The organism is Lysobacter sp. A421 (genome assembly GCF_054052145.1).
This window is the reverse complement of record NZ_JBSVRL010000004.1, coordinates 48,173-71,488: the sequence shown is the minus strand read 5'-3', so window position 1 is coordinate 71,488 and position 23,316 is coordinate 48,173. Positions and strand designations below refer to the sequence as shown.

Here is a 23,316-nt window from a genome sequence, read left to right as displayed (position 1 = left end):
TGAAAGGCAAACCTTAACAGAGCGCGGCAGCGAACTCGAACCCGGTGGCATTGCCCGGAGCCCACGCAGCCATGTGCAACGATAGCCGCATGATTTCCTTCATCGTCCCGGCCCATGACGAAGAGCGGTTGATTGCTGCCACCCTGGACGCGATTCGCAGCAGCGCGAGCGCCATGGGTGGGCGGTTCGAGGTCATCGTCGTCGACGACGCCTCCAGCGACCAGACCGCCAACATCGCCACCGAGCATGGCGCGCGGGTGATCCACGTCTCTCATCGACAGATCGCCGCTACCCGCAACGCCGGTGCAGCCGAGGCGCGCGGCGAATGGCTGTTCTTTATCGACGCCGACACGTTGATCAACCCCGACTACCTGGCTGCCGCGCTCGCCGCGATGCGGCGCGGAGCGGTCGGCGGTGGCGCGGGCGTGAAGCTGCTCGGCAAGGCGGCGCTGCACGAGCGGGTCGGGCAGGTGATGCTGATCCATATATTCCGCTGGGTGGGCGTTACCCCGGGCTGCAGCCTGTTCTGCACCCGCGCCGCGTTCGATACGGTCGGCGGTTTCGATGAGACGTACTACGCCGGCGAGGATGTCGCGATGGGCCGTGCACTGGCCCGACACGGACGTCTGGTGATCCTGAAGGAGGTGGTGATGACCTCGGCGCGCAAGTTGCGCACCCATACCCTGGGCGAACAGTTGCGACTGCTGGCGCGGTTCCTGTGGCGTGGCCGGAAGATGCTCCGGTCACGCCACGAACTGGGCATGTGGTACGGCAAGCGGCGGGACGAGCCTTGAATGCGACCGGCGGAAAACTTTATGTAAAGCATGCTTGACATATGCGATGCCCGCTCCTACTGTCAGTGTCAAGCACCCTTTACACAAACGGAGCCGCCCATGCACCCGCTGATCCCACTTGCATTGCTTTCCCTGTTGGCGTTGCCCGCAGTCGCCCGGCCGGCCGCCGAAATGGCGGTGTCGACCGATCGGGTGGCGGTGTCGGCTGATCAAACCTTCACCATCGGCACCTTGCGCGTGCAACAACACGGCGCCAGCGGCCAGCCAGTGGTCCTGATTCCGGGCTTGGCCAGCGGAGCATGGGTCTGGGACGACACCATCGCCCACCTGCGCGACTCCCACGTGGTCTACGCAGTGACCCTGGCGGGCTTTGACGGTGTGCCCGCGCCGCAGGGTGATGAAAGCTATTTTGATCGCGCTGCCGAATCACTGGTCGAGCTGATTGACTCGCGCAACCTCGAGCAGCCGGTGCTGATCGGCCACAGCCTCGGCGGCACGCTGGCGCTGGATATAGCAACCCGCCACGCCGACCAGCTGGCCGGCGTCGTTGCCGTCGACGGCCTACCCGTGTTCCCCGGGTTCGAGCAGCTGGCTGCCAGCGACCGACAGGCCCATGCGAAACAAATCGGCGCGCAGATGGCGGAGGCCAATGCCGAGCAGTTCCAGGCCATGCAACTGGGCTACATGCAGACCATCGGGGTGATTGATCCGGCCCTGGCGATGAAAACCGCGGCCTTGTCTGCGCGCAGCGATCCTGCCGCGACTGGGCGCTACGCCGCCGAAGACCTGGCGCTCGACCTGCGCGACCGGCTATCGGCCGCGACGGTGCCCATCCTGGAGATATCGCCCTACAACGCACCGGACTTCAGCGCCCCGCCAATGGTGATGAGCGAGACCGAGAAGGTCGATTACTACCGGCAACTGCTCGCCGGCGCGCCGCAGGTGGACGTGGTGTCCATCTCCCCGTCCCGGCACTTCGTGATGCTCGACCAGCCACGGAAGTTCCTCGAGACCGTGGATGACTTCCTCGCCACACTGGTGTCGCCATGACTGTATGGAACAAGCTGACCAATCGCCGCTTCATGCTGGCTCTCGGCCTGGCTGCGACCAGCGTAGGCATGGCACTGATCCTAGGTGGATGGCTGATCGACAGTCAGACACTGCTCCACGGGGGGTTGATCTGTGCCGGCACCGGCGCAATCTGGCTGGTGTGCGCACGCTGGACCACCACCGACCGCATGCGCACTGTTGATCGGCGCTATGCGCGTGAGTTCTTCCTCGCCATGGGAAGCTACATGGCCATCATGCTGCTGGTCTGGCCAATGCTCGAATACGTGCAGGGCACAGCGGCGCGGACCCTGATCGCCCTGTCTCCGATCCTTCCAGTGGTGTTCATCGGTCGGTCGGTGATGCGTCGGGTTCGCGACGGCGATGAGCTGGAGCAGCGGGTATTCCTGGAGGCTGCGGCCATCGCCGGGTTGACGGTCGGCGTACTGAGCATGGCCGCCGCTTTCCTGCAGACCGCGGGTCTCGTTCAAATTCACGCCGGCTTGATGTGGGTACTTCCCGGCCTGTTTGTCGTATTCGGCATTGCGCTGTGGTGGACCAAACGACGGTATCGCGAAGAATGAAAAACCACCTGCGCACGTTGCGTAATCAACAAGGGTGGTCGCAAGCCCACCTGGGCGAGCAACTGGATGTGTCGCGACAGACCATCATCGCGATCGAGACCGGCAAGTACGATCCCAGCCTGCCGCTGGCGTTCAAGATTGCGCAGTTGTTCGACTTGCCGATCGAATCGATCTTTATTCCCGGGCCGTGACCGGATCAACCACGGCAGCGATCAGCCAAACGGATCGCTGCCCGGACGCAGTTCGATGTCCAGCGCGTGCGCCAGTTCCTGCATCGCCTCGTCGTCGCTGCTCAGGGTGATCCAGCCCGCGTGCATGTCGTCTTCGCCGGACGGCCCGCTGGCGGCGTTCCAGGTCCACAGGCTGTAGCCGTATTCACGCAGCCGGTCATAGGCCACCGCCATCAGTGATGGCACGTCGGCGTCGGCCAGGAAGTCCTCGTCACTGGCATCCTCCACGCCCCAGTCGACGCTGAGGTTCCAGCGCGCGGCCAGCTCGGTGATGGTATCGATGAACGACACCGCATCGGCTTCATCGACGTAGAACCCGGCCTTCCAGTCGACCACGTCCTTGAGCAGCCAGACCGGCTCGGCCTGGTCCGGGTCGGCCTCGTCCAGCGCTTCGCGGTACTCGGCGAACTGCTGCAAGGCCGAGTCCTCGTCGCCGGGGTTGATCAACAGCAGCAGTTGCCAGACCAGCGCCTCGGGTGTGTCGTCGGCATCCGGGTCGATGCCGGCGCTGGCCCGGGAGCTGTTGGCGAAGTTGTCGTCGGGGTCGTATTCGGGGTCGTTGGCATTCATTGGAGTGTTCCGCGAGGGGGCCGGGGGAATCGTGACACGCCCGGTGGTGGACGCAACGTCATCTCGCTAGTCGCCGCCACCCGGGGGATCCGCGCAAACGGCCGCGCGCGCCAGCAACAGCACGCGTTCGCGCTGGTTGCGAGTGAGCGAAGCAGCACGCTCGAACTGGTGGCGCGCCTCGTCGTGGCGACCAAGTTTCCACAGCAGGTCACCACGCACGGCCGGAAACAGGTGGTAGCGAGCGAGCAGTGGCTCGCTGTCCAGTGCATCGGTCACCGCCAACCCCGCCGCCGGGCCGTAGGCCATCCCCACTGCCACCGCGCGGTTGAGTTCAACCACCGGCGACGGCGCCACCACGGCGAGTGTTGCGTACAACCCGGCGATGCGTTCCCAGTCGGTGTCGGGGGCGGTCGGTGCCCGCGCATGGCACGCCGCAATGGCGGCCTGTAGCGCATAGACGCCGTGCTCGCCGCCGATTCTTTCGGCGAGCTCCAGCGACGCGAAGCCACGGCCGATCGCCAGCCGATCCCAGCGGGCACGGTCCTGCTCCAACAACACGATCGGCTCACCCGATGGTCCCAGCCGCGCTTTGGCACGCGAAGCCTGGATCTCCATCAAGGCCAACAAGCCGTGCACTTCCGGCTCACCCGGCGCCAGCCCGGCCAGCACCCGGCCCAGCCGCAGGGCCTCGTCGCACAGCGCCGGTCGCATCCAGTCATCGCCGGCGGTCGCCGAATAGCCCTCGTTGAAGATCAGGTAGATGACCCCGAGTACCGATGCCAGGCGTTCGGGCAACTGGTCCTTGCGCGGGACCTCGAACGGCACCTGCTTGGCGGTCAGGGTGCGCTTGGCGCGCACGATGCGCTGGGCGATGGTCGCCTCCGGCAGCAGGAAGGCACGCGCGATCTCATCGGTGCCCAGCCCGCCAAGCAGGCGCAGCGTCAGCGCGACCTGGGCATCGGTGGACAGCACCGGGTGGCAGGCCGTGAACACCAGCCGCAGCAGGTTATCGCCAATGTCGTCGTCCAGGCGTCGGTCGCTGTCCGGGCGGTCCATGTCGCGGCCCTCCAACTCGTGGCCGAGCTGCTCATGCTTGCGCTGCTGCAGCTGGTGGCGGCGCAGGCGGTCGATAGCGCGGTGCTTCGCGGTCGCCATCAGCCAGGCACCGGGGTTGTCGGGCACACTCGATTCCGGCCAGCGCTCAAGCGCAGCTACCAAGGCGTCCTGCGCCAGCTCCTCCGCTATCCCGACATCGCGCACCATCCGCGCGAGGGCCGCGATGATCCGCGGCGCCTCGATCCGCCAGACTGCCTCAATCGCGCGGTGGGCGTTACGTCGTGGGTCGTGATCGGTCATGACAACCGATCAGAGCACCGCCGCCGCCATGCCACAAGTGCGGACCGCGAACCCACCAGGCCGGACTGGTCAGGAATCGCTATGAAGGATCTCCCAGAGAAGGTCGTTTACCGGATTCCTGCAAGCCTGGTTACACCGCCAATCGTTCACGCAGCCTTTGCTCCTGCTCGCGCAATCCGGGAGTGAACTCGGCGCCAAAATCTTCCGCCTCGAAGACCTGGCGGATCTCGATCTCGCAATCTCCCTCGTGCGGATTCGGGCAGCGCTTGACCCATTCGATCGCCTCCTGCAACGAGTGCACCTGCCACAGCCAGAATCCGGCAACCAGCTCCTTGGTCTCCGCGAACGGACCATCAATGACCCGCCGCGAACTACCGGAAAACCGTACTCGTGCGCCCGTGCTGCTGGGCTGCAAGCCCTCGCCGGCAAGGAGAATGCCCGCCTTCGCCAACTCCTCGTTGTAGCGGCCCATCTCGGCCAGCCGTTGCTCGTCCGGCATGACGCCGGCCTCGGACTGCCGGCTCGCCTTGACCATTACCATCACTTTCATGTCGTTTTTCCTCACTCGTGGATGAGGCACCCAATGGAGCCGCGGCTCGGTCACCAGGTGCGCTCTTGCAAATACGACGAACCGGAAGGCGGGGAATCGACAGGAGGGCAAAACTTTAAACTGGAGACCCAGCCACGGCGCACACGCCTGATCTCCGGCATGATGCAGCCGACTCCCCACAGGACGAATTCATGCAATTCCTGCTGCTTGTCTACAACGACGATACCGAGATCGACGCATTGCCCGAGGGCGAGTTCGATACCCGGATGCGCGACTGTTTCGTCCACGCCGACGCGTTGCGCGCCCGTGGCCAACTGATCGAATCGCAGCAACTCGAGTCCGCCAGGAAGGCCCGGTCGGTGCGTATCCGCAATGGCCGCACCACCGTCGTCGATGGTCCTTTCGCCGAAACCAAGGAAGTCCTGGCAGGCTTCAACCTGATCGAAGCAGACAGCTTGGACGAGGCCGTCCGCATCGCGGCGGAGCTTCCCTGGGCACGCACCGGGTGCATCGAGGTTCGCCCAATACGCGACATGGCTGCCGTGAGCCGGCAGGTCGGCGCCTGAGGCTGCGCGCTATGGCCGCAGCAAGGCCCGCTCGCTGCACCAAAGCTCGCTCGCGCTGGCGACCAACGCCTGGTACTTGCGTGGCGGCACGGTCTCGGTAATCGCGTACGCGGACAGCGCCGTGTCGCGTTGCGCGGCAAGTGCAGCCAGGGTGCCGTTGGCGTTGATCAGCCGCGCGACGATCGGCTGCGTGGCGCCTTGGCCTCGACGCAGCACCACCCCGACTTCCCGGTTCGCCAGCCGCACCGGGGTTCCCGGCGGAAATACACCGATCTCCCGAACCAGCAGGATTGCCAACCCTTCATCAACGGCCTTGCCACGCTCCAGGAACAGGCTGCGCAGGGCGTGCCGCGCATGCACCGCTTCGCGATAGGCACGTGGGCGCACCATCGCCGAATAGATATCCACAATCGCCAGCTTTCGCGCGCCACGGCTGATCGCGTCGCCCGACAGGTGGTTGGGATAGCCACTGCCATCAATGCGCTCGTGGTGTTGCAACACAGCGGCCAGCCAGACCGGATCCTCCACCCCGGCCGCTTGCAACAGCTCAACGCCGGCCTGCGGATGGCCGGCAATCACCAGGCGTTGGTCAACTGACAGCTCCGATTCCTGTCGGTTCATGGCGGCGGCAAACGGACCCATCGCGACGTCATAGCTCAATGCGGCAGCGACGACCGGCAGGCTCTCATCCTCATCCCAACCACGCGCGCGCACCAGCAACTCGCACAGGGTCGCCGCATGCAACAGCCGCGCCACATGGCCGTCATCGCCGACTTCCAGCTGCATCGCTGCCAGAGCCGCATCGGCGTCGCGCGCGACCAGGCCGCGCAGGCGCCGCGCAAGCTCAAGCAACTGCTCGCCCAAAGCGTCGCCCTCACGCATTGCCAGGTGCCGGTGCAGCACTTTCAGCTCATGGCGCAGCACTTGCATTTCGCGAAACACCGGAGGCTCCGGCTCGGCCGGGGGGCCCGCCGGCGCAATCTCGTCGAGTTGCAACGCCTCATCGGCCTGGTCGGCGGCGTGATCGAACTCCGCCACCAGCACGCCTGCGTTGGTCTCGGTGTCGGGCACCAACATGCCGCGCTCCAACACCACACTCAGCTGGTCCGGGCTTGCCAGCACCATCCCCTGCACGAACAACAGCTTGCCCTCGCGGTCGTATACCGACCACGGCAATGGCAAACCAAGCTCCACTTCATCTGCAACGACCGGACGCACGTGCACCCCCAACGGCCCGCCGGATCGCCGGGCTTCGGTACGTTATCGGTCGTCTTGGCCGGAGCTTTAACTTCCGCTCGGCGCAAGGGTTGCTGGCCGCACCCGGGCCGCCAGCAGTAATCCGAGCACGGCCAGGCTGCCGGTTATCGCAAATCCCGACAGATACGCCGCAATCGGCGAACGTGCCAGCAAGGCGGCGAACAGGGACCCGCCCACGGCCAACATGGTGGCGGTGAACAAGGCGTCGCACAGCTGCAACGCCGAGGCATTGGCGCCCTGTCGCTCCGGCGGCGACAGTTCCAGCGTCAGTATCGACAGGCTGGGATACACCGTGCCCATGCCCAGCCCGGCAACCACCCAGCCGGCCATCGCGACCTGGAGCGGCACCGCCGGCATCACGGCCAGTGCGACGCAAGCCACGCCCAATGCGATCAACCCCATGCCGACCTGCAACAGGCGCGCTGGCGAAGGATCGATCAGCCGTCCACGATTCCACGAGCCCAGCGACCAGCCAATCGCGCCGATGGTCAATGCCAGCCCGGCCCAGGTCGGCGACAGGCCGCGCTCGCGGGTCAGCAACAACGGCAGGAATATCTCGGTGCCAAAGAAGGCCGCCGAGGCAATCCCGCGCAAGGCGATGACGGACGGAAGCCCGCGGCCGGCGCGCAAGGTGCCGGCGGGGAGCAGCTTGACCATGCTGGCCAGCAACCCGACACCGGCAGCACCCAACAAGACGATCGCCAGCCAGTCACGTCGTTGGCCGGCGTAATGCAGCAGCAACGCGCTCACCGCCGCGACCACCGCCCAGGCGATCCGTTGCCGGTTGCCGCTGGCGTCAATGGACGTTTGCTGCGGCAATGGACCCATGCCACGCAAGGCCGGCAACACCATGGCAGCGGCCAGTGCGGCAACAAAAGGGACCAGCAGGAATACCCAGCGCCAACCCAGGTGCTCGACTATCAGGCCGCTGATGGTCGGCCCGATGATCGCCGGCAGCACCCACGCCGCCGCGAACGCGGCGAAGATTGGCGCGCGCATTTGCGGTGGATAGGCCCGTCCCACCACCACGTACAAGGCGACCGACATCAGCCCGCCGCCAAAGCCCTGGATCACCCGCCCCACCAACAGCACCCACATCGTCGGCGCCAGGCCAGCGATCACCAGACCGATGCCAAACCACACGATGCCGTGTTTGAGCGGCGCGCGCGGGCCGCTGCGATCTGCCCAGGGGCCGCTGGCAACCATCCCGACCACCGCCGCGGCCAGCGTGCCGGCAAAGGCCATCGCGTACAGCGACAAGCCATCCAGCGCCTGTGCCACCACCGGCATTGCGGTGGCCACGGCCAGCGCCTCGAACGCATAAAGCGCGACCAGCGATACCGCGCCCAGCGTCAGCGCCCGATAGCGCGGGGCAAACAAGCTCTCCGGAGCTGTAGTCACCGGTCGCCGGTGTGCGTGGCGGCTCCACGGAATGCGGTGTCGGCAGGGAATTGGGCCCGCGCAGGCAGCGACGACGGGACCACCGTATTCGGCGACTTCGGCGTCGACTGGTCCATCGCCTCGGCAGCGCCACGTTGTGCGGCCTTGTGCGGGATCCGCCACAGCTCGGCGGGGTCGTAATACGACGAGCCCCGGGTCCAGCGCGAATTCCCCGACTTGCCCTCTTCGGCAATCTCCAGGCGATTGTCACCGCGGGTAGCGTGGAGCGGCGTCCACAAGCCTTCCGTTGCGTTCGCGGACAGACACACGAAGTAGGTTTGCGCATCGACGGCATCGGCCGGCTCAACGGTGTGGCTGGCACCAAACTTGAGCAGGGTGTCCGGAAACATGTGGAGTGCCAGTCCGGGGGAGTGGATATGGGCCATGGTGCTGGGTCCTGGTAACAAGGCGATCATCGGATCGCGGGGGCTCGTGGCACGCACCACTGGTGAGGGTCGTGGTCGACAACCGATGGTAATGGTTCCGTTCCCGCTCGGCACACTCCGCACAATCACTGCCGGCGGGCGCTCCTATAATGACGGGCTCGACGGCACGGCCGCCCTCGCCCCTTGCAGGCGCCCATGACTCCCCCTACCCCGCGCGAGCACGCACCTGACGTTCGCCTGCCGCTATGGCGCGGTCGCGGCCTGATACTGCTCGGCATCGCGCTGTCGGCGCTGAACTTGCGCACCGCAGTCACCTCGCTGACCCCGCTGCTGGACAGCCTGGGGCAGACGCTGGATTTCGGCCCGACCATGACCGGGGTGTTCGGCATCGTGCCCACCGCGGCGTTTGCGGTGTTCGGCGTCGCCACCCCGGCCATCGCCCACCGTCTGGGTCTGGAGCGCACCGCCTTGCTGGCGATGCTGCTTGCCGCCGCCGGGTTGCTGGCGCGTGGTTTTGTCGGCGGGACCGGTCAGTTGCTGCTGACATCGGCGATCGCCCTGTCGGGCATGGGCATTGGCAACGTGGTGTTGCCGCCGCTGGTCAAGCGCTACTTCGCCGATCGCGTTGGCTGCGTCAGCGCGATGTACATCACGATGCTGCAGATGGGCACCATCCTGCCTGCGCTGACCGCGGTACCGGCCGCCAATGCGCTGGGTTGGCGCGTGTCGCTGGGCGCGTGGTCGCTGGTCGCGGTCGCCGCTGCGTTGCCCTGGGCGATCACCTTGTACCAGGAGCGCCACGGCCGCTCCGCCAAAGCCCATGCGCTGGCATCGGTCCGCGACCAGGCGATCACGGCAGACGATGCGGCGCCGGAACTCGCCGCTCCCCCGGCGTCCGGCCGCGTCTGGCGGTCACCGGTGGCATGGGGAATGGCTTTGATGTTCGGCATGACGTCGCTCAACAGCTATTCGATATTCACCTGGTTGCCGGCCGTGCTGGTGGATGCCGGCGGCAGTCCATTACTGGGCGGCACGATGGTCGGGCTGTACTCCGCGTTCGGCCTGGTCAGCGGCTTCGCGATGCCGGTCATCGCGGTGCGGGTGCGCAACCCCTTCCCCATCGTGATCCTGTGTTGCCTGCTGCACCTGTCCGCGTTCGCCGGGCTGCTGCTGGCGCCGATGACCTTGACCCTGCTGTGGGTCGCATTGCTGGGGCTGGGGCCGAGCACGTTTCCGCTGGCATTGACACTGATCAACCTGCGCACCCGCACCCCCGCGGGCTCGGCCGCGCTGTCGGGTTTCACCCAGGGCGTGGGTTACGCGTTGAGCTGCGCCGGTCCGCTGCTGTTCGGCCTGTTGCACGATGTGTCCGGTGGCTGGCTATGGCCTTTTGCGTTCCTGAGCACGAGCCTGCTGGCGCTGGCCGCTGGCGGCTACCTGGCGTGCAAGCCGCGGATGCTGGAAGACAGCTGGTAGGCGCGGCAAACCCGTCACCAGGGCAGTTCACTGCCATTGGCATGCCAAAACGTGCCGGTCTGCTCCAGGCCGAGCGTGTCCAGCCGTTCGACCAGCTGCCCGGCCGCATGCTCCGGACTGACCTCACCACTGCCGCCCACCATCTCGGTGGCGACGAAGCCAGGATGCAGCAGGAACACGGCGATGCCGCGCGGGGCAAGGTCCACGGCCAGGGATTTACCGATCGCGTTGACCGCCGACTTGGACGCGCGATAACCGTAGCGACCGCCTGAGCCGTTGTCGGCCACCGAGCCCATGCGGCTGGTGATGATGCCGATCTTCGCGCCTTCGCCCAGATGGCCCAGCAACGCCTGCGTTACCCGCAACGGCCCCATCGCATTGACCTCGAACTGCCGGCGCATGTCTTCCCATCCGGCCGCGTCGATGTCGCCCAGTGCCTCGCGGGTCATGATGCCGGCGTTGAGCACCAGCACGTCGATGCGCGTGTCGCCCAGTCGCTGCGCCAATGCGGTCAGGGCCGCATCATCGGTCACATCGACCCCGGCCTCGACCTGCGCACCGGTCGCCTGCAGCGCATCGCTGGTTTGGCGGCAGGCCGCAATCACACGATCGCCACGGGCAGTGTAATGACGGGCGAACGCAAGACCGATGCCGCGATTGGCACCGGTGATCAGGACGGTTTTCATGTCGGACTCCTTGTTGTCATGCCACAGCCATGGTGGCGCTGCTGCCGACAATCAAGGCGGACACGCTGGCGGCCGCGCGACCACGGCGCTCCATGGCGGGCTCAACCGCGCTTGAGCAGCAATTCCAGCATCCGGCGGAAGCGCGCCCCGTACGGCGGATTGAGCAACCCGCCACCGTTGAAGCGGGCCTGATGGAACACCGGCTTGAGGTGGGAAAACCGCAGGAACCCGGCTTCACCGTGATAGCTGCCCATGCCGGAGGCTCCCACGCCGCCAAACGGCAGGCCGTGCTGGGCGATGTGGAACAGCGTGTCATTGACGGTAACGCCGCCGGCCTGGGTTCGGGTCAGCACCTGGTCGACACGGGAGCGATCCTGGTCGAACACATACAGTGCCAGCGGGTGCGGCCGCGCGCCGATGTAGGCAATCGCTTCGTCCAGCGAGTCATACGGCACCAATGGCAGCAGCGGACCGAAGATCTCCTCACGCATCACCGCCATGTCGTCGATGACCCCACTCAGCACCAGGGGCGGCAACAGCCGGCGGGCGGGATCCGCCGGCACCGCGCTCAACGGATGGACCCGCGCGCCGGCCGCCACCGCACCGTCGCGCAATGCGGTCAGGCGCTGGTACTGGCCGTCGGAGATGATGCTGGCGTACTGCCCATTACGCTCCAGCTGCGGATACATCCGCGCCATCACGTCACTGGCAATGTCGATAAACTCGCCAATGCGCGCGCGCGGCAGCAGCACGTAATCGGGCGCGATGCAGGTCTGGCCGGCGTTGACCACCTTGCCGAACACGATGCGCTCGACCGCATGCTCGAAGCGCGCACCGGGGCCAATGATCGCGGGCGACTTGCCACCCAGCTCCAACGTTACCGGGGTCAGGTTGGCACCCGCCGCACGCATCACGTGACGGCCAACCGTGGTCGAACCGGTGAACAACAGGTGATCGAACGGCAAGGCGGAAAACGCTTGCCCTACCGACGCATCACCGTTCACCACCGCCACCTCGTCGTGCTTGAAATAGCGGCCAACCTGCTCGGCGAACAGCGCCGAGAAGTGCGGCGTGGCTTCGCTCATCTTCAACATCACCCGGTTGCCCGCTGCCAGCGCATCCAGCAACGGTCCAACGGCGAGGTACAAAGGGTAGTTCCACGGCACGATAATCCCGATCACGCCCAACGGCTGCGGCCGCAGCTCGGTACGCGCCGGCAGGAACGCCAGGCCGGCCCAGCCACGCCGCGGCCGCATCCAGCGGCGGCCATGGCGCAAGGCGTGGCGGATGCCCGACAAGCCGGGGTAGATCTCCAGCAGGTCGGTCTCCTGTCCCGGACGCTGCCCGAAATCGGCATCGATGGCATCGGAAAAAGCTTGCCGCTGGTCCTGCAGCATCGACTGCAACGCTCGCAGACGCCCGGCGCGAACCGGCCACAAGGGCAACGGATCAACCGCTTGCGCCGCTCGCATTCGCTGCAATATCCCGTTCATGGCCGGCGCCTGCTCGCTCATGGCTGATCAGAAGCTGGCCCGGAACTCCACGCCCCACATGCGCGGCAAGGTGATGGACGCGTACGGAGTGCCGAACACCGCGGTGCTCATGTTGCTTACGCCGGTGACGTAGCGTTTTTCAAACAGGTTGTTGACGTACAGCGCGACACCCCAGTGATCGCTCGGGGAGTTCCACTCAACGCGTGCATCGGTGCGCTGCTGGCTGGCGCCGACATCGAAGTTCGGACTGACCTGGCAAGTGCCTTGCAACTGGGAGTCGCGGTTGCAACGCGAGTCGCCCCGGAATGCGTGGTTGACACTGGCCTCGACGGTACCTCCCGCCACCTCGCTCCACGTATAGCCGAGCCCCGCGGCGAAGGAGAACTTCGGCTCACCGGTGGGTTGGCCCGACAAGTCGATACCAGACGGTGCCACCGCGTCGCTGTAGGTCGCATCGATATAGGCACCGGTGAAGCTCATTCGCAGCGCTTCCACCGGCTTCCATTGCATCTCGACCTCAAACCCCTGGGCCTGCTGGTCGGTGCTGTTGACCAGGTAACGCGGCACGCCGGAGCCGGCGGTATTGGGGTCGAGCGTCAGCGACTGGCGATTGCTGTACTTGTAGTAGTACGCCGTGCCGTTGAGCAGCAGGTTGTAGTCGGGAAAGACGGTCTTCATGCCAGCCTCGTAGTTCCATACCTCCTCTGGTTCGAACCGAGAACCCACCTGCACCGCGTTGTAACCACCAGCCTTGTAGCCCTTGGTCACCGAGACGTAGCCCATCACGTCCGGGCTGAACCGGTAGTCCAGCACCACGCGCGGGCTGAGGTCACTCCAGCGGTTACTGAGCTGGACCGGCACCCCGACCGCGTCGGTGAAGATGATGTTGTTGCCAAACATCGCCAGCGCGTACTGCGCTTCCGGTGGCAGCATGGCCAGCACCCCGGCATCCGCCAGCCCCTGGACCGTGGCATCGAACGCATCCGCCCGACGCGGCATGTTGTACCAGGAGAAGTCTTTCTCATCGCGCGTGTAACGCAGGCCGGTGGTCAGGTTGAGACGGTCGCTCAGGTGCCAGATCACGTCTCCGTACGCGGCGTAGGCCTTGAACTCACCGGCATTGCTGATTGCCTCCGCCCATGAATGACCCAGCAGCGAAAACGGCAACCCCATTGCGGCCAGTCCATCGCTGATGTCGGCCAGCGGATGGCCCGCGCCCATGACGTTGCCGGCCAGGGTGTCGATGCCATCGGTGAAAACGTTGGTCTGGCTCGTTTGGCGCGCATCCTCGGTGTAATAGCTCGCACCAGCGACCCAATCCATCAGCCCGGTATTGCCGCTCAGCTTGAACTCCTGGTACCAGCTGCGGTTGCTCTCCAGGTTGGCGGTATCCAGGTAACTGACGATGTGGTTGGTACCGTCGTAATCGCCACGATTCTCGGTATCGAACTGCCGCCACGCCGTGGTCGACTCCAGGTGCCCCCACATGAAGGAATGGTCGACCTTCAGTGTGACGCCGTCGTACACCCGGTTCTCGGTTGCCCCCACGGCATCGTTGTAAAGCGGAGCGTGCAACGGGTTCACGTAGTCCACCGGATTGGGCGGATAGGGCGGACGCTCATACGGGTCATCCGACAGCGCAACAAGGCCGATCGCCGGCTTGGGCAGCTGGTCGAGCTCCTCGTGATCCCATGACAGCAGCGCGCGGGTGTTGTCAGTCAGGTTCCAGCGAAACGTCGCGCGGGTGCCGAAGTCATCATCGGCGCCATAGCGTTGCCCGCTGGCGGCATCGGTGATCCAGCCATCGCTGGTGTTGCTGTAGGCGCTGACGCGCAGCGCCATGTCGTCATTGATCGGCGCGTTCAACAGCCCATCGAAATACTGTCGGCCGAAGTTGCCAAATCGCGCGCGTGCACGGCCCTCGAACTTGTTGCCCGGTGGGTTGGTGATGATGGAAATTGCGCCAGCAGCCGCATTGCGACCAAACAATGTGCCTTGCGGCCCCTTCAGCACCTCGATCCGCTTCACGTCGTTGAACGCGAGCAGGGCGGCGCCGGAGCGGGCGGAGTAGACGCCATCCACATACACGCCGACCGCCGACTCGGTACCGATGCCAAAGTCGTCGGTGGAAATGCCGCGCAACTGATAGCCCGGCTGGGTTGGCTGATCACCGCTGACCACCAGGCCCGGTACGAACAGGCTCATCTTGCTCAGGTCGGTCGCCGCCAGCGCATCGACCTGTTCGGCAGTGATGATCTGCAATGGGATCGGTACCGATTGCATGACCTGTTCGCGACCCTGCGCAGTCACCACCACCGTATCGAGCAACGTGGCCTGCGATTCCCGCGGTGCGGCATCGACCGTCTGGTCAGCAGCCACTGGATCGTTCTGTGCCGGTAATGGCTCGGCGGCCACGGCGCTGGTGCAGACCAGCACGCCGCCAAGTCCCGCGAGCACATGGCCGAGACCGACCGTCAACAGGCGCTGGCGCAATGGCCGTCCGTCGCTCCGTGATTTGTGTGTCATGAGCCTGCGTGCAGCACGTGGTTGTGTGGTCATTGCGGTGATCTCCCCAACATCATGTGGTGGCGTCGATGCGCCGTTTTCCGCGTCATGCCGACGCTGATACGCCGCGTCAGGGCTGCGTCTGGCAGTTCCCGGGTTGTGCGGCAATCCATGCCCGGATCAGCGCCACGCCTTCTTCGTGTGAGGTGCTTCGCCCCAACTCCGGCATCATCACGCTCGGTTCGGTGGCCACCATGCGGTAGGTCAGGATCGACTCATCCGGCTTGCCCGGCACGATGTCGAACCGGTGGTTGCCGGTGCCACGACCGGCGGCGACCGGTGGCTTGCAGATACCGATATGGCGGTCATTGGGTTGGTCGATACCCAGCGACAAGCCCGTGGTGTTGGCCGACCCTTCCGGGTTGTGGCAATGGCTGCAGTTGATATCCAGATAAGCGCGCGCACGCGCGTCCAGAGGCGCCGCGGGATCGGACCAGTCCGCATTGCGCGGCGCCTGCGTGGCATCCGGTGCCCCCGTCAGGTAGCCGACCCTGGTCAGGTATTCCAACTGGTTTGCCGCCCCGTCGACGTAATCGAAATCACGATTGAGGTGCCGTGCCCTGGGCCCAATCGGATGGATCTGCCGATCCACCCAGTCCTGCGCATGGCAGCTGGCGCACTGGCTTTCGTCGGGCACCACGTAGGTAAAGTCCTCGTGCGCGCCCTGCCCACTCACCAGGGTCAGCGGCACCAACGCGCCGGTACGGGCCAAGTTGGCGTCAGTCTGCGCGTCGTTCCAGACATAGGGGATCGCATCCCAGCCATCCGGGCGACGCACCAGGATGCGCGTCTCGATCATGCGCACCTGATCCAGCTCCAGGCCACTGGCGTTGGCCGGCGTGTCGTGGGTGCGGGCGACATCACTGAACCCGCCCCCCACCGAGCGCGGGTAGTAGAACGTCTTGCTGATCACGGTGCCGACCGGAAAGTCGAAACTGTCGCTTGGCTCGTACGTGGCCTGGACGCCCTCGGGCATCCAGATCGTTCGCAGCTTGTGTGCGTAGTCGGTGAACAGCGGCGTATTGAGGTCGTATGGCACCACGCCATCGTTGAGCTGCAGCCGGTCGCCGCGCACCTCCACCACATGCCACTGGCTCAGCAGCTCCGGCTGTCCGTCAGCGTGATAGGTCACTGGCGCCATGCCGCGCTGGCAGGCCGCCAACATCAACAGTCCGCCCAGCAACACGACACGATTCAACCAACCATCTGGGCACAAACGGTTTCGCATTGTCGGCGCCCTATGCCGTCGGCATCGGGTCGAGCACCACCGCCGGCAGTTTCGGCAGGGTGCAATCGTACGGCGTGGTGTCGGTACTGGGGCTCTTGTATCCGTTCGGCCCATCGGCATTGATCACGCCGACATCGCCGTTCTGTACACAGAACCGGTCGTCTGGCGGCGGCAGCCCGTCCACCAATGTCGCTGTATCGACGTAGCCATCCCACAGGATGTCGGGGAAGTGCCCGTTGATGCCATATACGGCGGTCTTCAATGCCTTGAACTCGAGCCCGTCCGGCGACTCGCCACCACCCTTGAAGGTGTTGTCGTAGATGTAGATGCCCTTCGGATACGGGTTGTAGTCATCCGCCACGCCACGGTCAGTGTAGTAATTGGTGGAGAAATAGCTGGAGATGATGACGTTCGCTGTCCGGTGGTCGGCAATGTAGTTGTCGAATATCTCCACCTTGTCGTTGGAGTTCACCACCACCCCCGAACCGGCCGGGACACTCGCCACCGCGGCACCCTTGGCGGCGAAGTTGCCCAGGTTGTTCTCGAAGATCTTGTTGTTGAACACGCGGGTGCTGTGACCGGACTGCTCGATATTGGGCATGTTGAACACCAGCACGCCGCCGGTGTTGTTGGTGGCGACGTTCTCGTAGACATCGGCGGCGATCGAGTTCTCGATCTCGATGCCGGCCACGTTCTGCTCGGCACGGTTGCGCCGGACGATGATGTTCTCCGACTGACCGACATAGATGCCCGCATCGGAGGCGGCGATCGCCACGGAATCCTCGATCAGTACGTTTTGCGTCTTGACCGGGTACAGGCCGTACGCGCCGTTGGTGGTCTTGGGACCGCCCGTCCATTCCACCCGCACGCCACGGATGGTGATGTTGCGGCCCTGGTTGATCTTCACCGCATCGCCCTTGGTGTCCTCGAACGCGATGTTTTCCAGGGTGAAGTCACTGGCATTGACCAGCAGGCCTTCCGGGCCAACCACCTGGCCCTTGAACGACAGCACGGTCTTGTCCATGCCGGCACCGCGGATGGTCACGCCATCGGTACGGAGGCTGAGACCGCGCGTGAGCGAGTAGTGACCGGCCGGAATGTCGATCACGGTGCCGGGCGTGGCATCCATCAATTGCTTCTGCAGGTCCGCCTGGAAACTGGCATCGGCGGCGCTGGGTGGTGGCGCTTCCGGTTCGCTGCCGCATCCGGCGAGCGCCGTGCACATGGCGATGGTGACAAGCAAATGGCGCATGGTCGCTGTACTCCCCGTTCAAACGATATGTCGGCCGTGCCGCCGAGATCGCGGCGCATACCCGACTGTCCCGCAATCGCCACCACGGGGGGAGGGCCGGACAGCCGCATAACGGGGGGCAAATCGGCCAACACGGCCGAAATGATGCCGGCTTCAGGCCGCCTGGCGGGCCTGCTGCGGCGCGAGCCCGGTCCAGCGCTTGAAGGCACGGCGGAATTCACGCGGGTCCTCGAAGCCCACCTCGGCACCGATCTCGGCCACGCTGAGCGTGCCGGCCTGGAGCAATTGCAACGCACGCTCGGCGCGCACGCGGTCGTGGATCTCGCGGAACATGCGCCCGCTTTCCGCTAACTTGCGCCGCAGGGCGCGTTCACTGAGATTGAGTGTGCGTGCCACGTCGGTGAGCTTGGGCGGCTGACGCAACTGGCTGCGCAACAAGCGCTCCACCGCAGCGACGACTTCCTGATGCGGCTCGCCGCCGTCGGGCGTACGTTGCTGCTCGCACAGCGCCAGCGCCTGTTTCGCCGTCAGCGGGTTGTAGCCGGGCAACGGGTACCCCAGCCAGTCGATGCCGAGCACCAGACGGTTGCGCTCGGCACCAAACTCCAGGTCGCACTGGAACACGTTGGCGTAGCCGGCAACATGATCCGGTTCCGGATAGCTGAACTCCACACGTAGCGGCCGCAGCTGCGGACTGACCAGCTCGCGCGAGATCATCACCGAACTGGCAAACAACTCCTCACAGAAAAATGGCAGCAATTCCAGGTCGCCAAACAGCGGCGTGGCGACCAGCGCCACCGCTTCCTCGCTGACCGCCTCGAAGGACAGGTCGAGCAAACAACCGCAGATCTTGTGATAACGAATGCCCGACTGCATCGCCTCGCCGAACGTGCGCGAGGTCATCATCGCCAGCCCGAGCAGCCCGAAGCCCCCGATGGTGCCGTCACCGCCAATGCGCAAGCCGGCGTCAGGCACGTCCAGCGCCTGCAATGCGCGTCGTATGAAAGTGCTGGCCTGCCGGTACGACACGCGCAGGGCGGGGTCGGCAATCTGCGCTCGGTCCAACGCCAATCCGGCAAACCACGGCGCACTGTCAACGCCATGGGTGTCGGCCAGCTGGGCCAGGAACAGCAGCTTGTTGGATGGGAATTCTGCGGCGGTATACCGGGCTTCCTCATTCGGATGAAAGCCGATGCCGAGATTCGGGAGGCCGATCATGTCGGCAGGTCGTGCCATCGTGTACTCCCTCCAGCGCATGCGCCCGACCGTAACCGGCCGGCTGTGACCAGTATCAATCCCCTTTCTACCACGGACGTGCCAGCAGCTGTCAGCATTCACTGCCGCGTCGCCGTCGCCGCCTGCCATGTCCCAGTCCTGGCGCCACCGGCAACGACAATCAAGGCGCTTGGCTGGTGGTCCGACGGGCATCGCATGTTTTGGGTTCGCGGTGCTAACACCAAACTGCCGGACTGCATGTCCGTTCGGCAATCATTTCCACAGCGAGCAAGGCTTCAGTATTCTCTGTCTGACAGGTCATTCGTCTTCTCGTCAAAGATCAACGAAGGATCGCCAGCGGCCTGCTGCTCTTCAGCGGTGCCGGCCAAAGTGCAGAGGGAATATGCACCAACTTGAGGGGAGATTTCCGGATGACTGGGACATCGAAGCGGAAGGTATTGAAGCGCACCGGCTGGACGCTGCTGGGTCTTGCAGCAGTCTTTATGGCAGCGGCATTCGTGGCACTGTCATGTGCGCGGGTCGAGATGACTGCCGGTGGTGCTCACACCCGATTACTGGTGCCTGTCGTGCGCGGCGCCATTGGTGTACGCGTGTACTCGGGTACCGGAGAGAACGTCGCTATCCCCGGCTTTCTGGCCGGCCCGGTGGTTCGCCGCGGCATTGATGGAACCTGGTCGGCGACCTGGTTCTGCGAGAACGCGATACAGCACGCGAAAGGCCACGAGGATGCATTGCAGGTCGCATGCGCCGGCAAGACGCATGACTTTCCGCTGGCTACCGCTCCCGTAGCGGACGCTGTCGCGCCGATGCCAGGCGAGCTGGTGGTGCTCAGCGATATCGAGGGCAACAGCGAGTTCCTTGAGGCTGCGCTACGCAAGCTTGGCGTAGTCGATGCATCCGGCGAGTGGGGCTTCGGCGCCGGTCATCTGGTGATACTCGGCGATTCGGTGGATCGCGGGCGCGAAGTCTTCGCGGTCCTGTGGCGCCTGCACGGGCTTGCGGCGCAAGCGCATGCGGCAAGCGGCGCGGTGCATGTGCTGCTTGGCAACCATGAGCAATACCTGCTGCGTGGCAATATCTCGCGGGCCCACCCCGAGTACCGCTACGCCCTGCAACAACTTGGCGGCTATGCACAGGCGTTTGCCGATGACAACGTGCTTGGTGAATGGTTGCGCGACCAACCGGTAGCTCTGAAGCTCGGCCGCGTGTTGTTCACCCACGCAGGCATTTCGCCGGAGGTGGTGAATTCCGGCCTTTCGGTCGACGCACTGAACCATGCGATGCGCGATTACTGGCGTACCGCCGGCTCGGCTGCCGAAAACCATTCCGCTGCACTGGACGCAGTACTGGGGCTCGAAGGCGTCACCCAGTATCGGGGTTATTTCCGCGCATCCAAGGACAAGTACCCGGCCGCGACACAGGCGGAGGTGGAGCAGATGCTCACGCACTACGATGCCGAACGGATTGTCGTCGGCCACACCCTGGTCGAAAAGGTCACGTACCCGTACGACGGACGGGTTGTCGCCGTCGATGTCAATGATCCGGATGCGCAATCCGAAGTACTGGTGTTCAGCCATGGCGAGCCGCGCGCCGTCGACATCGGCATCCCGCGTGGGTTGCAACCGGACGCCTCCAGGCGACTGCGCGGGTTCAGCCTGTTCGACGCAGGCGATCGCCACCTGCTGGCATCGATATATCGCGCCAACCGTGCACTGTCGCGCATCCCTTATCCGTATTGACGCGTGTAGCGAGCACGCCTCAATCCGGTAACAATGGCTCGATACCCCCACAGGAAGCACTCCATGATCCAGCGTTTCGATACCGGTCCCCGCATGTCCAAAATAATCATCCACAACGGCGTGGCCTATCTCTCCGGGCAGGTGCCCAAGGACGCCAGCGCCGACATCACCGGGCAGACCGAACAGGTGCTGCAGGCCATCGATGATCTGTTGCAGCAGGCTGCGACCGACAAGGCGCACATACTGCGTGCGGACATCTACTTGGCGGACATGGCCGATTTCGGTGCCATGAACGAAGCCTGGGAGAAGTGGGTACCGCAAGGCGCGACGCCAGCGCGTGCCACGGTGCAAGCCGGGCTCGCCAGGCCGAACCTGAAAATCGAGATCGTGATCATCGCCGCGGTGCCGTGATCAAGCGGATCCACACTGTCATTATTCACGGCCGCGTCGCGGTCGCGCCGCCACCAACCCAGGGCAACTCCAATGGCCATGTCGGAAAGTGATATCCAGGCAGGCTGGATCTACCAGACCAGCCACCAACAGCAACGATTGGTGCTCGGCTGGGACCGTGACGGTCGCGTCGTCTACTGCTCCAAGGGCAAGGACGCGGAGGCGCCGTTCCAGAACTGCCACGTCCGCATCACCACCCGGAAGTTCGCCCAGCGCGCCATTGGAAAGCTGCGCCAGGTCGACGACGTGCAGCCTTATATCGTGGCCAACAAGGCGACCACCGTGGTGGTGCCGCCCGCGCGCCCACGCCCCGGCAACGTCAACCCGGGCGTGTGAACAGGCGTTCGGCGCTATAACAGGACATCGCAAGCATGGATAGAACGCCTGCCGAGTGTATGTAAAAATTACTTGACATGCTTTCGAGGCAAGCCTAGGCTCTCGCATGTAATGTTTCTTTGACATTACGCGATCGCCTCACTGGAGCCTAGTCATGAGCATCACGTTCCGCGAAAAGAGCCTGTGGCTCTTGCTGGTCAGCCTTTGCGCCGCGTTTGGCATCTACTTCGCATTCGCTCTGCCGAATGCGTCGCCGCAGGTCAAGCCCACGGAGATTGCGGCGTTCATTGGCATAATTGTTGTGCTCGTTGTCGTTCAAATCATTGGCCACGCCCTGCTCGGAATTGCGAGCCGTCGCGAACTCGCAGCGAACATACAGACCGACGAAAGGGACGCATGGGTTCGTCTCAAGGGTACCCAGCTGGGTTCCTACGTGTTGGCGGTTGGCGTTTTCTTCTCGCTCTGCGTGGGGGTGTTCGTAAGGGGCAACTTCGCCTTCGTCCATGTGTTGCTGGCGTTCTGGGTCCTGGCACAAGCTACGGAGTACGCGACCCAGCTGGTTTTGTACCGGCGGAGCTGACCCATGGGAAAAAAGACACGCAAGCTCAGCAACAAACTGCGCGAGCTGCGGCAGAGTCATGACGATATGACGCAATTGGACCTCGCAAACCGCGTAGGCATCACGCGCCAGACGGTCATCTCCATTGAGGCAAATCGCTACTCACCGTCCTTGGAGGTGGCATTCATGATCGCTCGAACTTTGGGGCTAGGAATCGAAGATGTGTTTCAGTTTGACGGCGATGCGGGCCAACATTTCGCTGCAGCCGACCGCCATCCCACTACGCGGGCTCCCGGCGGCTGAGGCCAGGCGTTAGGCCTCATCTCACTTTGGTAGCAACCATGAAAAACAATCAGTTTTCTATCATTGGCTTAGTTTGTTTTGCTGCCGTAGCAACAGCATGCTCGGCCTCTGAGCCGAAATCTATTTCTGAATGGACTGTTCGACCTTCTTCTGAATTATCAATACCTCGTGCAGCCCATCAAACCACAGCCATATCCCCGACTCTAGTGCTGGTGACTGGCGGATGCAGCGGTAGTGGATGCACTCCGGTTGAACGGTCTGCCGAACTGGTTCATATCGAGACTGGGCGTTCTGAAGTTACGCAACCTATGAACGAAGCCCGAGTTGCACACGCTGCAGCGTTACTCAAGGATGGCAGAGTCTTGGTTGCCGGAGGATGGACTGGCGACATGGCAACCGCTTCCGCCGAAGTGTTCGATCCACAACATCGTTCTTTCTCGCCCGTTCAAGCAATGGCGACAGCAAGAATGGACGCTACTGCGACACCGCTACTCAACGGGTCCGTACTGGTCACCGGCGGCGCAAGCGCTACCAATCTTCCTATTTCTCATGCAGAGGTTTTTGACCATACACAAAACCGATTTGTCGCAGTAGGCGCCATGCATGAGGCCAGAGCGCATCATGCTGCTGTCCGCATGCAAGACGGACGCGTGTTGGTTGTTGGCGGTCAACGTGGACGCAACCTCGCGACCAACTCGGCTGAGATCTACGACCCGGCCACAGAAGCATTCACTCTGTCAGGATCCATGCGACTGCCAAGGTGCAAACATGCAGCTGTTCTACTTAAAGATAGCCGTGTGATGGTAATCGCGGGATCCAGTGATTGCGATGATCGCCGCCGCCTCGCACAAACGGAAATCTATGACCCAAGCACAGGGCAGTTCACCGCCGGGCCACCCCTATTGAACCCTCGGTACAAGATAGTTGATGCCACCACTGTACTGCCTTCCGGGGAAGTTGTTGTAGCGGGCGATGCAACCGACGTTGAGATATGGACACCTGGAACACCCGCATTCATAAAGGCAGGCGAAAGTATCGACAATGGTCTTGCCTTCAGTACCGCAACCCATTTACCCAATGGGAGTGTGCTCATACTAGGTGGCTACGACAACGACATTCGCCCGACCGCACAGGCATGGGTCATCAGCCGCACCAGAGCAGCGGATAATCCCAATTGATGCTTAACAATTCATTCAAGCCGAAACCGCTTCGC

At 64.1% G+C, this 23,316-nt stretch carries 24 protein-coding genes; 12 read left to right on the top strand and 12 right to left on the bottom strand.

Annotated elements, in window-relative coordinates; translation table 11 throughout:
* The first annotated feature begins 89 nt into the window (after nucleotides 1-89).
* The 4 genes from ACW7G6_RS11770 (at nucleotide 90) to ACW7G6_RS11755 (ending at nucleotide 2,616) form a co-directional block, all read left to right on the top strand.
* Nucleotides 90-794: a glycosyltransferase gene (locus tag ACW7G6_RS11770; protein WP_456980065.1), complete on the top strand. Its 705-nt coding sequence runs from the start codon at nucleotides 90-92 to the stop codon at nucleotides 792-794.
* Between the two features lie 99 nt (nucleotides 795-893).
* Nucleotides 894-1,844 (top strand): alpha/beta fold hydrolase, encoded by a 951-nt coding sequence (locus tag ACW7G6_RS11765; protein ID WP_456980066.1) that lies wholly within the window; start codon nucleotides 894-896, stop codon nucleotides 1,842-1,844.
* Nucleotides 1,841-2,425, top strand: coding sequence for a hypothetical protein (locus ACW7G6_RS11760; RefSeq protein WP_456980067.1), 585 nt, complete (start codon nucleotides 1,841-1,843; stop codon nucleotides 2,423-2,425). The genes ACW7G6_RS11765 and ACW7G6_RS11760 overlap by 4 nt, the downstream gene beginning before the upstream one ends.
* Nucleotides 2,422-2,616 carry a helix-turn-helix transcriptional regulator gene (locus ACW7G6_RS11755; RefSeq protein ID WP_456963192.1) on the top strand — a complete coding sequence of 65 codons (195 nt, stop codon included), beginning with the start codon at nucleotides 2,422-2,424 and terminating at the stop codon, nucleotides 2,614-2,616. Before ACW7G6_RS11760 ends, ACW7G6_RS11755 begins: the two co-directional genes overlap by 4 nt.
* Nucleotides 2,617-2,637: 21 nt before the next feature.
* Here the strand turns inward: ACW7G6_RS11755 and ACW7G6_RS11750 are convergent, their stop codons facing one another.
* From ACW7G6_RS11750 to ACW7G6_RS11740, 3 genes are all read right to left on the bottom strand, one after another.
* Nucleotides 2,638-3,225: a DUF6630 family protein gene (locus ACW7G6_RS11750; protein ID WP_456998327.1), complete on the bottom strand. Its 588-nt coding sequence runs from the start codon at nucleotides 3,223-3,225 to the stop codon at nucleotides 2,638-2,640.
* Between the two features lie 66 nt (nucleotides 3,226-3,291).
* Nucleotides 3,292-4,581 carry an RNA polymerase sigma factor gene (locus ACW7G6_RS11745; protein WP_456980069.1) on the bottom strand — a complete coding sequence of 430 codons (1,290 nt, stop codon included), beginning with the start codon at nucleotides 4,579-4,581 and terminating at the stop codon, nucleotides 3,292-3,294.
* Nucleotides 4,582-4,711: 130 nt separating this feature from the next.
* Complete coding sequence (locus tag ACW7G6_RS11740; RefSeq protein WP_456998326.1) at nucleotides 4,712-5,131, bottom strand: YciI family protein; 420 nt, start codon at nucleotides 5,129-5,131, stop codon at nucleotides 4,712-4,714.
* 191 nt (nucleotides 5,132-5,322) lie between these two features.
* On the opposite strand from ACW7G6_RS11740, the gene ACW7G6_RS11735 reads away from it, so the two are divergent.
* On the top strand, nucleotides 5,323-5,697 hold the full coding sequence (locus ACW7G6_RS11735; RefSeq protein WP_456998325.1) for a YciI family protein: 375 nt from the start codon (nucleotides 5,323-5,325) through the stop codon (nucleotides 5,695-5,697).
* A 9-nt stretch (nucleotides 5,698-5,706) separates the two neighbouring features.
* Here ACW7G6_RS11735 and ACW7G6_RS11730 read toward each other — a convergent pair whose 3' ends face one another.
* The 3 genes from ACW7G6_RS11730 to ACW7G6_RS11720 form a co-directional block, all read right to left on the bottom strand.
* Entirely contained in the window at nucleotides 5,707-6,915 is a 1,209-nt protein-coding gene (locus tag ACW7G6_RS11730; protein WP_456998324.1) for an HD-GYP domain-containing protein, read from the bottom strand.
* Nucleotides 6,916-6,981: 66 nt separating this feature from the next.
* Nucleotides 6,982-8,355, bottom strand: a complete 1,374-nt coding sequence (locus ACW7G6_RS11725; protein WP_456998323.1) for an MFS transporter — start codon at nucleotides 8,353-8,355, stop codon at nucleotides 6,982-6,984.
* A complete protein-coding gene (locus ACW7G6_RS11720) occupies nucleotides 8,352-8,780 on the bottom strand; it encodes a hypothetical protein (protein ID WP_456998322.1) in 429 nt (142 codons plus the stop codon). The genes ACW7G6_RS11725 and ACW7G6_RS11720 overlap by 4 nt, the downstream gene beginning before the upstream one ends.
* Nucleotides 8,781-8,975: 195 nt before the next feature.
* Between ACW7G6_RS11720 and ACW7G6_RS11715 the strand changes: the two genes are divergently transcribed.
* Entirely contained in the window at nucleotides 8,976-10,256 is a 1,281-nt protein-coding gene (locus tag ACW7G6_RS11715; protein WP_456998321.1) for a CynX/NimT family MFS transporter, read from the top strand.
* 14 nt (nucleotides 10,257-10,270) lie between these two features.
* Here the strand turns inward: ACW7G6_RS11715 and ACW7G6_RS11710 are convergent, their stop codons facing one another.
* The 6 genes from ACW7G6_RS11710 to ACW7G6_RS11685 form a co-directional block, all read right to left on the bottom strand.
* Nucleotides 10,271-10,942 carry an SDR family oxidoreductase gene (locus tag ACW7G6_RS11710; RefSeq protein WP_456980076.1) on the bottom strand — a complete coding sequence of 224 codons (672 nt, stop codon included), beginning with the start codon at nucleotides 10,940-10,942 and terminating at the stop codon, nucleotides 10,271-10,273.
* Between the two features lie 101 nt (nucleotides 10,943-11,043).
* Complete coding sequence (locus ACW7G6_RS11705) at nucleotides 11,044-12,435, bottom strand: coniferyl aldehyde dehydrogenase (RefSeq protein ID WP_456998320.1); 1,392 nt, start codon at nucleotides 12,433-12,435, stop codon at nucleotides 11,044-11,046.
* Nucleotides 12,436-12,462: 27 nt separating this feature from the next.
* On the bottom strand, nucleotides 12,463-14,961 hold the full coding sequence (locus ACW7G6_RS11700; RefSeq protein ID WP_456998319.1) for a TonB-dependent receptor: 2,499 nt from the start codon (nucleotides 14,959-14,961) through the stop codon (nucleotides 12,463-12,465).
* Nucleotides 14,962-15,070: 109 nt separating this feature from the next.
* Nucleotides 15,071-16,198 carry an SO2930 family diheme c-type cytochrome gene (locus ACW7G6_RS11695; protein WP_456998318.1) on the bottom strand — a complete coding sequence of 376 codons (1,128 nt, stop codon included), beginning with the start codon at nucleotides 16,196-16,198 and terminating at the stop codon, nucleotides 15,071-15,073.
* Nucleotides 16,199-16,238: 40 nt separating this feature from the next.
* Nucleotides 16,239-17,480 carry a parallel beta-helix domain-containing protein gene (locus tag ACW7G6_RS11690; RefSeq protein ID WP_456998317.1) on the bottom strand — a complete coding sequence of 414 codons (1,242 nt, stop codon included), beginning with the start codon at nucleotides 17,478-17,480 and terminating at the stop codon, nucleotides 16,239-16,241.
* Between the two features lie 153 nt (nucleotides 17,481-17,633).
* Nucleotides 17,634-18,716, bottom strand: a complete 1,083-nt coding sequence (locus ACW7G6_RS11685) for an AraC family transcriptional regulator (protein ID WP_456980081.1) — start codon at nucleotides 18,714-18,716, stop codon at nucleotides 17,634-17,636.
* A gap of 410 nt (nucleotides 18,717-19,126) precedes the next feature.
* On the opposite strand from ACW7G6_RS11685, the gene ACW7G6_RS11680 reads away from it, so the two are divergent.
* The 6 genes from ACW7G6_RS11680 to ACW7G6_RS11655 all read left to right on the top strand — a co-directional run bounded on the left by ACW7G6_RS11680 (nucleotide 19,127) and on the right by ACW7G6_RS11655 (nucleotide 23,281).
* A complete protein-coding gene (locus ACW7G6_RS11680) occupies nucleotides 19,127-20,455 on the top strand; it encodes a metallophosphoesterase (RefSeq protein ID WP_456998316.1) in 1,329 nt (442 codons plus the stop codon).
* A 63-nt stretch (nucleotides 20,456-20,518) separates the two neighbouring features.
* The gene (locus ACW7G6_RS11675) at nucleotides 20,519-20,866 is read left to right on the top strand and encodes a RidA family protein (RefSeq protein ID WP_456980083.1); all 348 of its coding nucleotides are present in this window, start codon (nucleotides 20,519-20,521) and stop codon (nucleotides 20,864-20,866) included.
* 72 nt (nucleotides 20,867-20,938) lie between these two features.
* Nucleotides 20,939-21,241, top strand: coding sequence for a hypothetical protein (locus tag ACW7G6_RS11670; RefSeq protein WP_456998315.1), 303 nt, complete (start codon nucleotides 20,939-20,941; stop codon nucleotides 21,239-21,241).
* Nucleotides 21,242-21,395: 154 nt separating this feature from the next.
* The gene (locus ACW7G6_RS11665; protein ID WP_456998314.1) at nucleotides 21,396-21,821 is read left to right on the top strand and encodes a hypothetical protein; all 426 of its coding nucleotides are present in this window, start codon (nucleotides 21,396-21,398) and stop codon (nucleotides 21,819-21,821) included.
* Nucleotides 21,822-21,824: 3 nt separating this feature from the next.
* The gene (locus ACW7G6_RS11660) at nucleotides 21,825-22,103 is read left to right on the top strand and encodes a helix-turn-helix transcriptional regulator (protein ID WP_456998313.1); all 279 of its coding nucleotides are present in this window, start codon (nucleotides 21,825-21,827) and stop codon (nucleotides 22,101-22,103) included.
* Between the two features lie 38 nt (nucleotides 22,104-22,141).
* Nucleotides 22,142-23,281: a hypothetical protein gene (locus ACW7G6_RS11655; RefSeq protein ID WP_456998312.1), complete on the top strand. Its 1,140-nt coding sequence runs from the start codon at nucleotides 22,142-22,144 to the stop codon at nucleotides 23,279-23,281.
* Nucleotides 23,282-23,316 lie beyond the last annotated feature (35 nt).

Excerpts from the sequence above, each read along its gene's own strand:
- ACW7G6_RS11685 (WP_456980081.1), bottom strand. The coding sequence starts at position 18,716 with ATGGCACGACCTGCCGACATGATCGGCCTCCCGAATCTCGGCATCGGC.
- ACW7G6_RS11715 (WP_456998321.1), top strand. The coding sequence starts at position 8,976 with ATGACTCCCCCTACCCCGCGCGAGCACGCACCTGACGTTCGCCTGCCG.
- ACW7G6_RS11755 (WP_456963192.1), top strand. The coding sequence starts at position 2,422 with ATGAAAAACCACCTGCGCACGTTGCGTAATCAACAAGGGTGGTCGCAA.
- ACW7G6_RS11770 (WP_456980065.1), top strand. The coding sequence starts at position 90 with ATGATTTCCTTCATCGTCCCGGCCCATGACGAAGAGCGGTTGATTGCT.
- ACW7G6_RS11675 (WP_456980083.1), top strand. The coding sequence starts at position 20,519 with ATGATCCAGCGTTTCGATACCGGTCCCCGCATGTCCAAAATAATCATC.
- ACW7G6_RS11665 (WP_456998314.1), top strand. The coding sequence starts at position 21,396 with ATGAGCATCACGTTCCGCGAAAAGAGCCTGTGGCTCTTGCTGGTCAGC.
- ACW7G6_RS11760 (WP_456980067.1), top strand. The coding sequence starts at position 1,841 with ATGACTGTATGGAACAAGCTGACCAATCGCCGCTTCATGCTGGCTCTC.
- ACW7G6_RS11700 (WP_456998319.1), bottom strand. The coding sequence starts at position 14,961 with ATGACACACAAATCACGGAGCGACGGACGGCCATTGCGCCAGCGCCTG.
- ACW7G6_RS11670 (WP_456998315.1), top strand. The coding sequence starts at position 20,939 with ATGGCCATGTCGGAAAGTGATATCCAGGCAGGCTGGATCTACCAGACC.
- ACW7G6_RS11765 (WP_456980066.1), top strand. The coding sequence starts at position 894 with ATGCACCCGCTGATCCCACTTGCATTGCTTTCCCTGTTGGCGTTGCCC.
- ACW7G6_RS11740 (WP_456998326.1), bottom strand. The coding sequence starts at position 5,131 with ATGAAAGTGATGGTAATGGTCAAGGCGAGCCGGCAGTCCGAGGCCGGC.
- ACW7G6_RS11720 (WP_456998322.1), bottom strand. The coding sequence starts at position 8,780 with ATGGCCCATATCCACTCCCCCGGACTGGCACTCCACATGTTTCCGGAC.
- ACW7G6_RS11660 (WP_456998313.1), top strand. The coding sequence starts at position 21,825 with ATGGGAAAAAAGACACGCAAGCTCAGCAACAAACTGCGCGAGCTGCGG.
- ACW7G6_RS11655 (WP_456998312.1), top strand. The coding sequence starts at position 22,142 with ATGAAAAACAATCAGTTTTCTATCATTGGCTTAGTTTGTTTTGCTGCC.
- ACW7G6_RS11690 (WP_456998317.1), bottom strand. The coding sequence starts at position 17,480 with ATGCGCCATTTGCTTGTCACCATCGCCATGTGCACGGCGCTCGCCGGA.
- ACW7G6_RS11735 (WP_456998325.1), top strand. The coding sequence starts at position 5,323 with ATGCAATTCCTGCTGCTTGTCTACAACGACGATACCGAGATCGACGCA.
- ACW7G6_RS11680 (WP_456998316.1), top strand. The coding sequence starts at position 19,127 with ATGACTGGGACATCGAAGCGGAAGGTATTGAAGCGCACCGGCTGGACG.
- ACW7G6_RS11705 (WP_456998320.1), bottom strand. The coding sequence starts at position 12,435 with ATGAACGGGATATTGCAGCGAATGCGAGCGGCGCAAGCGGTTGATCCG.
- ACW7G6_RS11710 (WP_456980076.1), bottom strand. The coding sequence starts at position 10,942 with ATGAAAACCGTCCTGATCACCGGTGCCAATCGCGGCATCGGTCTTGCG.
- ACW7G6_RS11750 (WP_456998327.1), bottom strand. The coding sequence starts at position 3,225 with ATGAATGCCAACGACCCCGAATACGACCCCGACGACAACTTCGCCAAC.
- ACW7G6_RS11745 (WP_456980069.1), bottom strand. The coding sequence starts at position 4,581 with ATGACCGATCACGACCCACGACGTAACGCCCACCGCGCGATTGAGGCA.